This is a genomic window from Anaeromonas gelatinilytica, assembly GCF_016820635.1.
GTDB lineage: Bacteria > Bacillota > Clostridia > Tissierellales > SIT17 > Anaeromonas > Anaeromonas gelatinilytica.
In genome coordinates, this window is the sequence record NZ_WSFU01000008.1 from 44,602 (window position 1) to 60,024 (window position 15,423).

The 15,423-nt window shown below is 27.9% G+C and carries 12 protein-coding genes and 1 CRISPR repeat array (1 of these 13 only partly in view); of the genes, 5 read left to right on the plus strand and 7 right to left on the minus strand.

Annotated features, from left to right (window positions below; genetic code table 11):
- Nucleotides 1-4 precede the first annotated feature (4 nt).
- The 4 genes from GOQ29_RS00700 to GOQ29_RS00715 all read right to left on the minus strand — a co-directional run bounded on the left by GOQ29_RS00700 (nucleotide 5) and on the right by GOQ29_RS00715 (nucleotide 5,253).
- The gene (locus GOQ29_RS00700; protein ID WP_203370435.1) at nucleotides 5-1,279 is read right to left on the minus strand and encodes a CdaR family protein; all 1,275 of its coding nucleotides are present in this window, start codon (nucleotides 1,277-1,279) and stop codon (nucleotides 5-7) included.
- On the minus strand, nucleotides 1,266-2,096 hold the full coding sequence (gene cdaA / locus GOQ29_RS00705) for a diadenylate cyclase CdaA (protein WP_203370437.1): 831 nt from the start codon (nucleotides 2,094-2,096) through the stop codon (nucleotides 1,266-1,268). Before cdaA ends, GOQ29_RS00700 begins: the two co-directional genes overlap by 14 nt.
- A gap of 159 nt (nucleotides 2,097-2,255) precedes the next feature.
- A complete protein-coding gene (locus tag GOQ29_RS00710; RefSeq protein WP_203370439.1) occupies nucleotides 2,256-3,458 on the minus strand; it encodes a CapA family protein in 1,203 nt (400 codons plus the stop codon).
- A gap of 85 nt (nucleotides 3,459-3,543) precedes the next feature.
- On the minus strand, nucleotides 3,544-5,253 hold the full coding sequence (locus GOQ29_RS00715) for an MASE3 domain-containing protein (protein WP_203370441.1): 1,710 nt from the start codon (nucleotides 5,251-5,253) through the stop codon (nucleotides 3,544-3,546).
- 399 nt (nucleotides 5,254-5,652) lie between these two features.
- Between GOQ29_RS00715 and GOQ29_RS00720 the strand changes: the two genes are divergently transcribed.
- Nucleotides 5,653-6,786, plus strand: a complete 1,134-nt coding sequence (locus GOQ29_RS00720) for a fused response regulator/phosphatase (protein WP_203370443.1) — start codon at nucleotides 5,653-5,655, stop codon at nucleotides 6,784-6,786.
- A gap of 36 nt (nucleotides 6,787-6,822) precedes the next feature.
- On the opposite strand, the gene GOQ29_RS00725 is transcribed toward GOQ29_RS00720, so the two are convergent.
- The 3 genes from GOQ29_RS00725 to GOQ29_RS00735 all read right to left on the minus strand — a co-directional run bounded on the left by GOQ29_RS00725 (nucleotide 6,823) and on the right by GOQ29_RS00735 (nucleotide 10,370).
- Nucleotides 6,823-7,374 carry a rubrerythrin family protein gene (locus GOQ29_RS00725; RefSeq protein WP_484477045.1) on the minus strand — a complete coding sequence of 184 codons (552 nt, stop codon included), beginning with the start codon at nucleotides 7,372-7,374 and terminating at the stop codon, nucleotides 6,823-6,825.
- Nucleotides 7,375-7,495: 121 nt separating this feature from the next.
- Nucleotides 7,496-10,003: a DsrE/DsrF/DrsH-like family protein gene (locus tag GOQ29_RS00730; RefSeq protein ID WP_203370447.1), complete on the minus strand. Its 2,508-nt coding sequence runs from the start codon at nucleotides 10,001-10,003 to the stop codon at nucleotides 7,496-7,498.
- An 88-nt stretch (nucleotides 10,004-10,091) separates the two neighbouring features.
- Nucleotides 10,092-10,370 (minus strand): ArsR/SmtB family transcription factor, encoded by a 279-nt coding sequence (locus tag GOQ29_RS00735; protein ID WP_203370448.1) that lies wholly within the window; start codon nucleotides 10,368-10,370, stop codon nucleotides 10,092-10,094.
- A gap of 184 nt (nucleotides 10,371-10,554) precedes the next feature.
- Between GOQ29_RS00735 and GOQ29_RS00740 the strand changes: the two genes are divergently transcribed.
- From GOQ29_RS00740 to GOQ29_RS00755, 4 genes are all read left to right on the plus strand, one after another.
- On the plus strand, nucleotides 10,555-10,743 hold the full coding sequence (locus GOQ29_RS00740) for a spore coat associated protein CotJA (protein WP_203370450.1): 189 nt from the start codon (nucleotides 10,555-10,557) through the stop codon (nucleotides 10,741-10,743).
- Nucleotides 10,744-10,761: 18 nt separating this feature from the next.
- The gene (locus GOQ29_RS00745; RefSeq protein WP_203370452.1) at nucleotides 10,762-11,031 is read left to right on the plus strand and encodes a spore coat protein CotJB; all 270 of its coding nucleotides are present in this window, start codon (nucleotides 10,762-10,764) and stop codon (nucleotides 11,029-11,031) included.
- Between the two features lie 13 nt (nucleotides 11,032-11,044).
- Complete coding sequence (locus tag GOQ29_RS00750; protein ID WP_203370453.1) at nucleotides 11,045-11,617, plus strand: manganese catalase family protein; 573 nt, start codon at nucleotides 11,045-11,047, stop codon at nucleotides 11,615-11,617.
- A 227-nt stretch (nucleotides 11,618-11,844) separates the two neighbouring features.
- Nucleotides 11,845-12,051 (plus strand): hypothetical protein, encoded by a 207-nt coding sequence (locus GOQ29_RS00755; RefSeq protein WP_203370454.1) that lies wholly within the window; start codon nucleotides 11,845-11,847, stop codon nucleotides 12,049-12,051.
- A gap of 209 nt (nucleotides 12,052-12,260) precedes the next feature.
- Nucleotides 12,261-15,423: a CRISPR direct-repeat array (repeat unit 30 nt; unit sequence GTTTCAATTCCTTATAGGTACTATATCAAT) (it continues 485 nt past the right edge of the window).

Consider the following 15,423-nt stretch of genomic DNA (forward strand, 5'->3'; position numbering starts at 1 on the left):
AATTCTATGTCGAGTCAGTCTCTTCTTCGGGTTCCTCTTCATTTTCTTCAATAGTGTTTTCTTCTATTATTATATCTAATGTATCAGGATTAATTTCCTCGATTTCTATATCATCTGGAAATTCTACTTCAATGCCTACAGCATGATTTCCTACAGATAAATCTTTTAAATCCATATATACTTTTAAATCCTCTTTTTCTATATCTTTAATTTGATTTTTTTGTCCTATTATAGTTATTTTTATTTTATCTTTCCCATTTTCTGATTCATTTAATTTAAATTCATAATCTTCATTAATATTTCTTCCTTCTATTTCTTCCTTATCAAATTCAAATGTTTTTCTTTCTTCTTTAGAAATATTAACAGTAACTTTCGGTTTAACATCACTGGCTAAATATACTCCTTCTGGCAATTCTAGTTCAACTTCATTTTCTACACTATTATTTTCTTGGCTAATATTGATTGGTTTTGTTTTAACTACATCAATATCTTTAACCACATCTTCTGAACCTTTTATAGTTATTTTCTTAGGACTCACTTCAATATCTTCTAATTGATAATTATCCGATGGAGCCCCTTCAATAACAGGTTCAATTTCTACATCCTTAAGTTTTAAAATAGACACTTCTACATTTACTGTATTAGGTTCTTTCTCTAACCTAGTTATTTCTTCATTGTCTGAATTTAATAATTTCATCGGAACTGAAGTACTTATATCTTTTTCTATTTCATCTATATTGACTGTAGCCATAACTTTATTCACTTTATTAACTATACTCCTTGGTCCTCTAACCAATACTTCATCAGGAGATATATTAATCTCTCCATCTGCATATCCTTCCTTAGGTTCTCCAGATAAATTTACAGATATAGGCATTTGCTTTTCTATCAATTTGTCAATATTGACTTCTATAGTTTTAGGATAATAATTTACTATTTCCCCATTTGATGTCCCAGTAATTTCGATTGGAACTTTATTTACTCCTTCTCTATAACCTCTTAAATCTATTCGGGCTGTTATATCATCTCTACCTATTCCTAATATATTATTTCTTCTTCCTTTAACTTCTACCGTTATTGATTTTTCTCCTAATTCCATAAGCATGAGATTATCTCGTTCCAAACTAGACTCATTCAATATCTCAACATCTACATTTGATATTGTTTTTACTATTTCAGGATTAACTTCACTCATAACATAAGCCCACATTATAAATGCAAAAAATACAGCTACTATCTTCATTGTAAAATTTCTATCTGTCAGATCAATCTTTTTCATTCTTATTCCTCCATTTAAATAGAAGTCCTTGTTTCTTTTTAATGTTACGACTATATACATTTTGAAGAATTTGTCTTAGAGTTTTTACATCCACATACCTAGAAAGCTTACCTTTATCTGCAATCGAGATAGCTCCGGTTTCTTCTGATACAACTATAGCCAGTGCATCCGATCTTTCAGATATACCCAAAGCTGCTCTATGTCTTGTTCCTAATTCTTTATTTATATTCATATTTTCACTTAAAGGCAATACACATCCTGCTGCTCTTATTTTATCATCTTTTATTATCACTGCTCCATCATGTAAAGGAGTATTTGGTATAAATATATTAATAAGTAATCCACTAGATACAGTACCATTTATATCATTTCCTGTATCAACTATCTCTCCTAAACCTGTTTCTCTCTCAAACACAATAAGTGCACCTATCTTTTGTCTTGAAAGAGAAGCCGATGCTTCCACTATCTCTTCAATGACATCAGTAATATCTTCTTCTCTTATTTCTATAAAAGATTTAGTAAAAAACCTACTCCTACCAATATATTCTAGACCTCTTCTAAGCTCGGGCTGAAATACTATCAATAATGCAATAACCCCTACTGTCATTGTGTTTTGTAAAATCCAGTGAGTAGTAAATAATCTTAACCATTCACTTGCTTTAGTAGCTACTAATAAAACAATAATTCCTTTAATAAGTTGCTCTGCTCTAGTTTCTCTGACTAAAGTATAAATCTTATAAAAAGCAAAAGCTACTATAATCATATCTATTATATCTCTTATTGTTATATTTAAAAATAGTCCTTTAAAATATTCCAAATCCAACACCTCTGTATTATAAATTATATTATATATATTTCTATTTTTATTTAATTAATCCTCTAGAAAAATTATATAATATTATTGACTTTTTTAAAACATAAATAATAATTAAATATACAAAAATTGAGATACCTATTAGATACCTCAATTTTTACACTATTCTACTATTTCTATTTCTTCCATTAATTCCATAGTATTACTATAAGAATTTTTTAATTTATCTTTCACAGTTTCTGATAATTCATTACTATCTACATAATCCGAAACTGGTAGTATTTTAAACTTGTCTTTTCCATTATTAGAATATTTATATACCCAAGTAGGAATATAGTTTATTCCATCAATAACAACTTCATCAGTATTTAAATTTTTCTTAAAATCAATATTCACTATTACTCCATCCTCGGTATAAATATTGTTTTGTGTTGAAGGTAATGTTTCCCTTCTTTGATTTGATATGAAATTTCCCATGGAATAAATAATAAATTTATCTTCTCCGTTCTTCTTTATAATTTCAGATCTTTGAATCACATGAGGATGACTACCTAATATAATATCAGCACCCCATTCAAACATTTTATCTGCTAATTCCAATTGCCTTTCATTAGGTTCTCTATTATACTCATTCCCCCAATGCATAGATACTATTACCTTATCAGATACATTTTTAGCTTGCGTTATATCCTCTTTAATTTTTTCCTCATCTATTAAATTTATCATATATGATAGTTCTTCTTCACTTAACCTTACATCATTGCCATTTAATCCATAAGTATATGCTAGAAATGATAATACTATTCCATTTTCTTCTCTAAGCAAAAATCTTGAACCTTCTTCCTTACTAGTACCTATATATTCTAGCCCTTTACTTTTTATATTGTCTATAGTATTTATTATCCCTTTCTTACCTGTATCTAATGAATGATTATTAGCAGTAGATAATACATCATATCCAGCATATTTCATGGTTTTCATGGTAGACATAGGGCTATTAAACGATGGATAACTACTTACATCATATTCATCCCCTGCTGTAGTAGTCTCAAAATTTCCTATAGCTATATCTGACTGCTCTAAATATTTTTTTACAGGTTCAAAAACTTCATCAAAATTATATTCACCAGTGTTCGAATCATAAGCAGCTTTAAGTTGACTATTATGGAACATAATATCCCCTGTAGCTGATAATGAAAGATACGAATATTCCGGTTTTTCTTCTTCAACTAAATCTTTTTCATCCCCATCGATATCTTCTACAATATCTCCCTTATCTAATCTATTTTCTAAATAGGAATATCCCAAAAATACTCCCACTATTACAATACCCATTATTATAATAAGTACAATTAATTTTTTCAAAACAAAACCTCACTTTATTATTTTTATTATATTATGTCATATATATTAAACAAAGAAAAGAATATTATACAAAAGAAGATAGAGTCTAGACTCTATTTTCTTTTGTATCTATTATAAACATCGTTATATCATCTTCTATTTCAGAGTTTCCTCTAAATCTATTTATATCATTAGTTACATTATTTAATATTTCTCTTGATATTAAATGATTTTTTTTCTTAACTAGGCTTATTAATCTTTCAGAACCATACAAAATATTTTCTTCATTTTGAACCTCTATAACTCCATCAGTATAAAATAAAATTCTATCTCCATCATCTAATTTAATTATCTCATTTCTAAATTCCGGTTGATAAATATCTCCTAATTTACAAATAGGAAATCCATCTATTAATTCAAGAATATTAATATCACCATTTTCTTTAATATGAATAGGACTACAATTATGCCCTGCTGAAGAATAAATGAATTCATTGGTATCTAAATTTAACAATCCATATAACATTACTACATGAGTTTCATCTGGAAAATCAGAATCATTAAACACCTCATAAAAGTTCTTTAATACATTAGCTGGATTTAAATAAAACTCTTTATCTTCTTCATCATCAAAAGGTGTTAATACTCTATCCGAAAATATCGTTAGCATTGCTGAAGATACTCCATGTCCTGATACATCTATAAGAAACATTCCTATATGACTATCATCAATTTTGAAGTATTTATAAAAATCTCCACTTAATTTACCACAAGGAATATAATCTGACTGAAATTCTATACCTAAATATTTTTCTGTTTTTTTAGGAATCAATGCCATCTGAATTTGTTTAGCTGACTCCAATTCATTTATCATCTGACTATTCATATCTTTTAGTTTATAATTAGCTATTGTCATTTCATCTGTTTTTTCTTTTACAACATCTTCCAACTTGTCCACATATTCTTTAAGCTCTTCTTTCATTTTAGATACCTTCATATATGGAACTTTTATGTTCTCTATGAATAATACCTTGAATATAATGAAATAAGACATAACCTTAAAAACATGACCTAAAAAATTTATTCCATCATGAACATCATTATATAAAGTAAATATACTCTCAGAAAATATACTTAACATTAAAGCTGAAAACATGGAAACTTTCAAATTATTAGAAACAAATTTATTATCTTTAAACATAAGTGCTATAATAGATAAAATAAATAATGATATAATCAAATACTCCAATCCTATTTTAGTTGAAGTGAGACCTAAACCTTCAATAAATAAATCCGGTACAATAGCAGTATCATATGCTATGACAAAAACAAGTATTATTGTCACTACTGCACTTACAACAGTAAAAATTTTTTTGTTTATTTTAGTTTTAGTATCTTCAGAAATTAAATTAGCAACCAATATTCCTAATGCCAATAAAAGCCTAGAAAATATCCAATAAGCTGTCGGTTTTTGAACTGTATTTGGTGTTATAAAATCTGGCATACCATTATAAGATAATAAATGAAATATATCCAATAAACCAACTATAAAAAAAGTATTAGCATATATAATATTCTTTAATTTATCATTAAAATCATATATATTATATAAAGCTAAAAAGATAGAAAGAGCTACTAATACACTAAGTATCTCCAATAATGTATGAAATACAAGAAATAATTCTTCATTTAATACTAGATCAAAAATATCTGTATATATTATTACTACCATGCTTAATATTCCTAGTACTATAGTATTTAATAGAGGTATATAATCCTTATCAAATTCAAAGCTTAATTCTTTCTTCCTAATCATGATCCACCTCCATTTTAAAACACCATAAAATTAATGTATCAAAATTTGTATAATTATGTATCATTATACCAAAAAAGGATACAAAATAATAGCTTTTTAAAACTAATAAATCTTATTTATTTTAAATTATCGACATTTTTAATACTTAAATCTATCATAATTTTAACCTTCAATAAATCTCTTTATATAATTAATTATTTAATCACAATTACCATAACAAATATTGAATCTTATTCTTCTATTCTCTATTTTTTAATAATTATTAAATCTCTATATTTCATAATTAGACCTTTAATGGTATAATTATCTTATAATCTACACATTTTTCCAACATAATATATGTTCTATCAACATTATATCATCAATTATATAGCAACTGGACTAAGGGGGAGAATTAAAATGAAAAATAATATTTTAATAGCGTCTAAATTTGCTAAGGATTTAACCCAGATATCTTCTATAATTAATTCTACAATGGAAGATATTTTTATTTTTAAAGCTTGTGACGGTATCGAGACCCTAGAAACAATTTATTCTAACAATATTGATTTGATTATTGTTGATTTAAATTTACCTAAGAAAGACGGATTAAAAGTTATAGAAACAATAAAATATAGTTCTATCTATAAAGATATACCAGTTATCATATATACTTCAAATACTAACAAAGAGATTATTAATAAAACATTAGACTTAGACGTAATGGGTTGCTATTTTAAACCATTAAGTTCAGAAGATATAAACTATTTTTTACCTATAAAAATTAAAACTGCTTTGAAATTCTATAGTCACAGAAAATATCTTTTAAAAGTAATTGAATCAAATAAAGAGGATTTAAAATTAGCAAAAATACTACAAAATTCTTTAATGTTCAATTATAAAAATGATATTAATGTTGAAATGATTGGAAAATACTTGCCTTCCGATGGATTAGGAGGAGATTGCTATGACTCTATCATTATTAATGACAAAACATGGTTTATGATTGCTGATGTAATGGGACATGGAGTAACTTCTGCCATGGTATCTTTTATGGTTAAGGCGTTATTCAACCAATTAGTAACTTATGATTTATCTCCAAAAGAATTATTAAAAGCAATGAATACTACGTATTGCAATATGATAGGTGTTGACCATAATATTATATTTTCTATATTTATTGGAACTATTTCTAATAATGAATTTACATTTTCTTCTGCAGGACATCCTTATCCAATAGTATACAATAATGAGAAAAGTAAAATTTCTTTTCTAGAAAATACTAATATGCTGATGGGCATAACACCAGAAACAACTTTCGATGAGTGTAAACAAAATATTAATTCAAAAGATTTAGTATTTCTATATACAGATGGACTTTATGAAAGAAATAACTCTACCCAAGGTTTAGATACATTAATAAACTATGCTAAAGTTCATCAAAATCTATTATCTGAAAATCCAGAACTATTCTTAAATGATATATTAAATGAATTTACTATAAACAACTCTATAGATGATGATATAGCTTTATTAATGATAAAAAAGAAGTAAAGGAAAAATTCCCTTTACTTCTTTTCGTATACTAAATTATTTTGTAAAAGCTGTAAACTTATTTCTTCTTGCACCACAAATTGGACAAACATCTGGTGCACCATCGATAGCAGTATATCCACATACATCACATATGTATATATCCTCTACATTATAATCTTCTCCCTTATCTACTGCTTTTTTAGCTTCAAGATATAATTTTTCATGTATTTTTTCTGCTTCAATAGCATAATGCATAGATTGTATAGCAGACTTTTCGCCTTGCATCTTAGCAACTTCTAAATATGCTGGATACATTTGATGTATTTCAAAGTGTTCTCCATCTGCAGCCCATTGAAGATGAGATGAAGTATTATCCACACCAAACCCTGCGTTTGATGCCACTAAAAATTCTCCTTCTTCATTTCCTAATGCATTAAAATGATTTGATGCATGTACTTCCTCTGCATAAGCTATTGCAGTAAATAATCTAGCTACATTTGGAAATCCCTCTTTTTCTGCCTTATCCGACCATACTTTATATCTCATATGAGCCTGTGATTCTCCTCCAAATGCTGATCTAAGATTTGCAGCTGTCATATCATTCATATTTAACATCCTCCTTGTAATTTATATATAATATCTTGCCAATAAATAATATACCCAATAAATTCTAAATAAAACAATTTATTGGGTATATATTTTTATTATTTAATGTCTTAACTCCATATTATATAAACAAATTAACATTTGATTCTTCTGCTGCTCCTAGATAATTTGCAACTCCACTAATCTCTACTCCATCGATTAACTCTTCTTTTGTAATTCCCATTACATCCATACTCATAGCACAAGCTACTATTCTTACTCCATTTTCTTGGGCTTTCTTCATTAATTCTTCTAATGAATCTATATTTTTATCATTCATCACTTTTCTTATCATTTTAGAACCCATACCTGCCATATTCATCCTAGATAATCCTAATTTTTTACTACCCCTAGGCATCATTTTGCTAAACATTTTATCCATAAATCCCTTATTTACATTTACTTTTTCAGGTTTTCTTAAAACATTTAATCCCCAAAAAGTAAAGAACATAGTAACCTTTCTTCCCATTGCTGCTGCTCCATTTGCTATTATAAATGAAGCTATGGCTTTGTCTAAATCTCCACTAAAAACTACCATGCTTTTATCATTTCTTTGTGATGCAGTTAGAACAGATTGTGTTTTAGTAACTTGTTTTCCTAATCCTTTTTTAATTATAGCAGCAAAGGATCTATCTCTTTTTTCTGTCTTAATAAGAATATTTCCCGTAGTTTTACACCATGTCTTAATATCTGACATAAATCCTGGATCTGTAGCTTCTACTTCTAATATATCTCCATTTTTCAATTCCTTCATTTTATTAAAAACTTGCATTATTGGTCCAGGACATTGTAATCCACAGGCATTAAGTTTCACCGTTTCACCCATTTCATCATTATTAATCTCTTCCACATGCTCAGGATTTCCTGCCTCATCATATTCAATCCCTGAATCACATATTTGTCCTCTACATTTATCTCCATCATCTTGACAGAACATGCAACTATAAGTCGTATATCCACCACTTAAATTCTTAACATTCTTAAAACCTTTTTGTTTTAATATTCTAGTAGCAATATACCCTCTAACACCAATAGCACAATATAATACTATAAGTTTATTTTTATCTAACTCATCATATCTATTTCTTAATTCATCTACACTTATATTTATAGATCCTTCAATATATCCCAATTCTCTTTCTATTTCTTCTCTTACATCTAAAATGATAGTATTATTTGTGTCTAAATCTTCTAATTCATTCCAATGAATAATATCCATATCCCCTTTAAGAATATTCTCAGCAGTAAATCCTGCCATGTTTACCGGATCCTTAGCTGATGAATAAGGTGGTGCATAAGCTAATTCAAGCTCCTTTAAATCATAAATAGTACTATTAAATCTAATGGCAGTAGCTATTACATCTACCCGTTTATCAACTCCATCATATCCTACAATTTGAGCCCCTAATACTTTACCTTCTTTATCAAATATAAGTTTTATAGTCATAGGTATTGCTCCGGGATAATATCCAGCATTTGATTTTGAATGAATTATTGAAGTAAAGTAATCATCTTTATCTTTTTTACCATTTCTCTTCAATGTTTTTTCATTAATACCTGTATTACCTACTGTTAAATCAAACACTTTTGCAATTGATGTTCCTTGAGTTCCATTGTATCCTTCTTCTCTACCAACTATATTATTAGCAACTATTCTTCCTTGCTTATTTGCAGGTCCAGCTAAGGGAACCATTGTTTTATCCTTAGTATTAAAATCAATGACTTCTATAGCATCCCCTAATGCATAAATACTTTTATCAGAAGTCCTTAAATATTTATCAACTACTATTCCTCCCCTTTGATTCATCTCAAGATCAGATTCTTTAGCTAAAGAAGAATTTGGTCTAACTCCTATTGAAAGAAGAACAATATCTGATACTATTTCTTTTCCACTTTGTAATACGACAGTAGTACTTCCATTACTATTATTTTTAAACTCTTTAACTCCATCTTCTAATATCAAGTTTACATCCTTACTTCTAATATGATTATGAACTATCTGAGCCATTTCATAATCAACTGGTGCCATAACTTGATCTGCCATCTCTACTATTGATACATCTAATCCACTATCATGTAAATTTTCTGCCATTTCCAAACCAATAAATCCACCACCGATTACAGTTGCTCTCTTGGGCTTTTTCTCATCTATATAATCTTTTATCTTATCAGTATCTGGTATATTCCATAATGTAAAAATATTATCTGAATCTATTCCTTTTATAGGTGGCCTTAACGGAGTAGAACCAGGTGAAAGAACCAATATATCATATGACTCTCTATATTTCTTGTCTTCATCAAGCTTCTTAACTACAACTTCCTTGTTTTCTCTATCTATACTTAACACTTCATTTTTCACTCTAACATCTATATTGAATCTTTTATTCATATCTTCTGGAGTCTGAAGTAATAAGGCATCTCTCTCTTCAATAGTTCCTCCAATATAATAAGGTAATCCACAGTTTGCAAAGGAAATATATTCTCCCCTTTCAAACATAATTATTTCCATATTTTCATCCATTCTTCTAAGCCTTGCAGCAGTACTAGCTCCACCAGCAACTCCCCCAACTATAAGAACCTTCCTTGACATTAATAATCCCTCCATTAACATTATATTTGTATATATTGATATTACGATTCATTTGTTAAAATAAACACATGTTTAAACATATAAAAATTTACAAGATAGAAGTAACTATTTTTTTAGCATCTTCATTTATTACATAATAATTAATTTCCGTACCATTTCTTCTACCCTCTATAATACCTGCAGCTTTAAGTTTACTTAAATGTTGAGAAACAGTAGATTGAGGAGCATTCAAACAACTTTGCATAGTGGTAACATTTCTACCTTCTTTCTCTATTAATCCCTGTACAATACACAATCTAATGGGATGTGCTAATGCTTTTAATATTTCCGATTTATCATTAAACAAATCTAATTTATCAGTATTCATATTAATCTCTCCTAATATCATTATATTATGATTTTACGATATAATTTACACTTTTGCAAGTTCTTTAATCATTTATTATAAAATAAGTAATTTTTGTGTTATTACATTATATTTTTATCACAGTAATATATGATTCTACGTAATATATAAGGAAAAGAAACTTTAGAGTATAAGGAGGGTTTATATGGATAATAAAATGTGCCCCAATGATGAATATGATATCGATAGTCGTCATTACAAATTAGCTCATGCTTATATACCTTACCAAAATATGTGTAAAATATATGATTTAAAAGAAGCCTTATGTAAAGGAACTCTTTTTCCTGAGTTATATATGCCATATAAAAAATATGATAGAAGAAAAAAATATTAAATTGCTGGAGGTGTTTTAATGGACTATAATCAAGTAAAACTATTACAAGAGATTATGGAAGTAGGATTTGCATTAATAGAAACTAATCTTTATTTAGATACACATCCTACTGATGAAAGAGCATTAATGCTTCACAACACACACTCAAGAAAATATAATGATTTATACAATCGTTATAGTAGTAAATATGGACCATTAACATATACTGGTATGTCAAGGTGTCCATGGGAATATATACAAGGACCATGGCCTTGGGAAATAGAATATGAAAAATGCCATTGGGATTAAAGGAGGTTAATATATGTGGATTTATGAAAAAAAACTAGAATATCCTGTCAGAGTAGACTCCTGCAATCCTACTCTGGCATCATTAATAATAGAACAATTTGGAGGAGCTGATGGCGAACTATCTGCAGGAATTAGATATTTAACTCAAAGATGGACTATGCCTACAAATGAAGCTAAAGGAATTTTAACAGATATTGGTACTGAAGAACTTGCTCACTGGGAAATGATTGGTACTCTTGTATATAAGCTAACAAAAAATGCTCCAGTAGATAAGATTAAAGATACACCTTTTGCAGCTAGTTATGCTAACCATGGTAAAAGTCCTTTCCCACATAATGCTGCTGGAGTTCCTTGGACTGCTACATTCATAAACTCCAAAGATGACCCTGTTGCTGATATCCATGAAGATATGGCAGCAGAACAAAAGGCTAGAGCTACTTATGAACATCTTATCAATCTAAGTGATGATCCAGGAGTTAATGATACCCTTAGATTCCTAAGAGAAAGAGAAGTTGTACACTACCAAAGATTTGGAGAAACCTTAAGAATAGTTGAAGAATACAAAGATTCCAAAAAATATTATTAAACATAAGACCTTGTGATTTTTTTGAAATTGCAAGGTCTTTACTTTATTATAACTATTACCTAATATAATTTTAACTCAATAAATAAAACATTTCTCAATTATAATTTATCATAAATAACCCTAAAATAATGATTAAAGCTACTTTGCTTTAGTTAGAATACTATAATAATTATAAAATTATAATCATATATTAATATAAGAATAAATACACGAAATGAGGTTTAAAAATGACAGATAAAAAAGACAGTATGAAATTTTTAAAAAAGTATAGATATACTACATATAATATTTTAAGACTATTTATACTTACAATAATTCTCTTAGTATTCCTCGAGAAAATAGAAATGAATACAATATTAGCAGTTATAATAATTAGTATAAGTATGTTCATAATTATATCAAGCATATACAGAATGATAACTTTTAAAGATTGAAATAAACAAATATAGCTATTACATTTAATAATAGAGTATATTTTTCTCTAAGATTGATATTGTCTGTCTTTTTAACCTCTAAATCTTTAAATAATGACAATAATTTATTTACATCCTCCGTTTTTTCATTTCTTTTATAATTTTCATCATATTCTAAAGTAATCTCATCTATAATAACTTTATGAAAATTATACTCTTTAATTTCATATGATTTTATTCCTTATAGGTACTATATCAATTAAGAAAAAGAGTTTAAAAATAATCCTTGACATTGATGTTTCAATTCCTTATAGGTACTATATCAATGTTATATTAAAAGATTTTGATTTAAATGTAGCTTTCAAGTTTCAATTCCTTATAGGTACTATATCAATTGTGTTTTCAACTATTAACATTTTTTCACCACTGAAGTTTCAATTCCTTATAGGTACTATATCAATTTAGCACTCTTTAAGTCCACTTTATTAAATATAGAATTGTTTCAATTCCTTATAGGTACTATATCAATGATAAACATGAAAACTTGTACAGTAGAAGGATGCAAGTTTCAATTCCTTATAGGTACTATATCAATGAAATAGCAGGTCTTACATGGTCTGATATAGATTATAGTTTCAATTCCTTATAGGTACTATATCAATCTTCCTTGAGATTCTGCTAAAGGAATTAATTTATTCAGTTTCAATTCCTTATAGGTACTATATCAATTTAAACTTTCAAAAGCTGGAGGGATAGCATGAGTAAAAGTTTCAATTCCTTATAGGTACTATATCAATCCTGCTACCGTTCTCCATAACCACTTTAAATTATCTTGTTTCAATTCCTTATAGGTACTATATCAATGGTCTACAAATGTAGACTTTCCTACATAACTATCTGCAGTTTCAATTCCTTATAGGTACTATATCAATGATGAATGGTATCAAGAATATGGTTTATATTTTGCATTGTTTCAATTCCTTATAGGTACTATATCAATTGTATGAAGTGGTTAGGTTTTATGGAAGAGAATGAAAGTTTCAATTCCTTATAGGTACTATATCAATAATTATCTATCTTTATACCTTCGACTATAGAGGTAGAGTTTCAATTCCTTATAGGTACTATATCAATTCAACCGATAACTTTTGCAGCAATTCAGAATCAGAAGTTTCAATTCCTTATAGGTACTATATCAATTTACATTCCTCCTCTTTTTTATTTTTCTATTATCCAAGTTTCAATTCCTTATAGGTACTATATCAATGATGGCGGAACATTAAAATTTGATGAAACGGATACAAGTTTCAATTCCTTATAGGTACTATATCAATATAAATCAGGAGAATTTAATGTACCTTTTGGAAGATAGTTTCAATTCCTTATAGGTACTATATCAATGAAAAATTTGATAGTCAAGATTACGATATAAAATTAAAGTTTCAATTCCTTATAGGTACTATATCAATCTAATTGGTTATTAAACATGGTAAAACTTCTTAAAATGTTTCAATTCCTTATAGGTACTATATCAATGTATGAAAGGATATAGAATATACATATCTTCTATGGGTTTCAATTCCTTATAGGTACTATATCAATTATGTACTTTACCCCTTCTTCAATGAAATCACTTATGGTTTCAATTCCTTATAGGTACTATATCAATTTTCAAGTATTTCTCCTTCTGATTCATCATCTTCTAGGTTTCAATTCCTTATAGGTACTATATCAATCTTCTAAGTGATTTTTATTTGTAATATCAATATTTCCGTTTCAATTCCTTATAGGTACTATATCAATTTATTTGAAGAAGAAAAACCAAAACCACCACAAATTGTGTTTCAATTCCTTATAGGTACTATATCAATAACAATAGTTCCTGGTACATTCGTAAGCAAGTTAGGGTTTCAATTCCTTATAGGTACTATATCAATTCTACTGCTTTTTTTTGAGCTTCTTCTCCAAATCCAGGTTTCAATTCCTTATAGGTACTATATCAATTCTCTAACGATATAAAATCAGATAACATTTGAATACGTTTCAATTCCTTATAGGTACTATATCAATTGAACACAATGAAGTAAAAGACATAATTGATTATTGGAGTTTCAATTCCTTATAGGTACTATATCAATGGGGTTCCAAGACAAGACTTGGGATTTTCCAGAAAAGTTTCAATTCCTTATAGGTACTATATCAATTATCATTTCTTTTTGCAGTTTTTTAGACTCTTCCTCGAGTTTCAATTCCTTATAGGTACTATATCAATTTCACTAGAAGCTCCATATGATGATGCTATGACTTAGTTTCAATTCCTTATAGGTACTATATCAATGATATTGATTTTATACTAGAAACTTTAGATATGGCTGTGTTTCAATTCCTTATAGGTACTATATCAATAAGAACATAAAGAACGGGAGAATGGCAAATTAACGATGTTTCAATTCCTTATAGGTACTATATCAATTTTACAAAAATAATGTGTGGTCTATGTATAAATCAAGGTTTCAATTCCTTATAGGTACTATATCAATTGACAATTTACAAAGCCCGACTTTAAAACCTTTTCAGGGTTTCAATTCCTTATAGGTACTATATCAATTCTATACACAACTGCATATGAGAAAATACATGCAAGTTTCAATTCCTTATAGGTACTATATCAATTATAAGTGAATTAATCTTGACCATACATTTTTATTTCGTTTCAATTCCTTATAGGTACTATATCAATTAGGCTTCCTTTCCTTTAACTGTATCTAAGCTATCATGTTTCAATTCCTTATAGGTACTATATCAATTAGGTAAGACAGTAACTTCACTTACTGCAATAGAAGAATGTTTCAATTCCTTATAGGTACTATATCAATCACAGAAAAAGCTATAGATAGTTTACTTACATTTTGTAGTTTCAATTCCTTATAGGTACTATATCAATCTAGATTTAAAAGACAGTGTGTTTTCTGGGGAACGAGGTTTCAATTCCTTATAGGTACTATATCAATGTAACTCAAATGTTCAAAAAGTTACAAAAAGAAGTAAGTTTCAATTCCTTATAGGTACTATATCAATTGATTGTATGGAAAGACATCCAGGAACATCATTAGCGTTTCAATTCCTTATAGGTACTATATCAATTATCAGAATCGGTGATTATTACGGAAAAGAGAATGTGTTTCAATTCCTTATAGGTACTATATCAATCAAAAAAATTAGACATAATGAATTCAAAGGATTGGGGGTTTCAATTCCTTATAGGTACTATATCAATCTAGAATCTGTAGTTACTGATCTTTTACTAATTTTCTCGTTTCAATTCCTTATAGGTACTATATCAATAATAAGATCACAAATAGTTAAAGATTTAATTAAAACGTTTCAATTCCT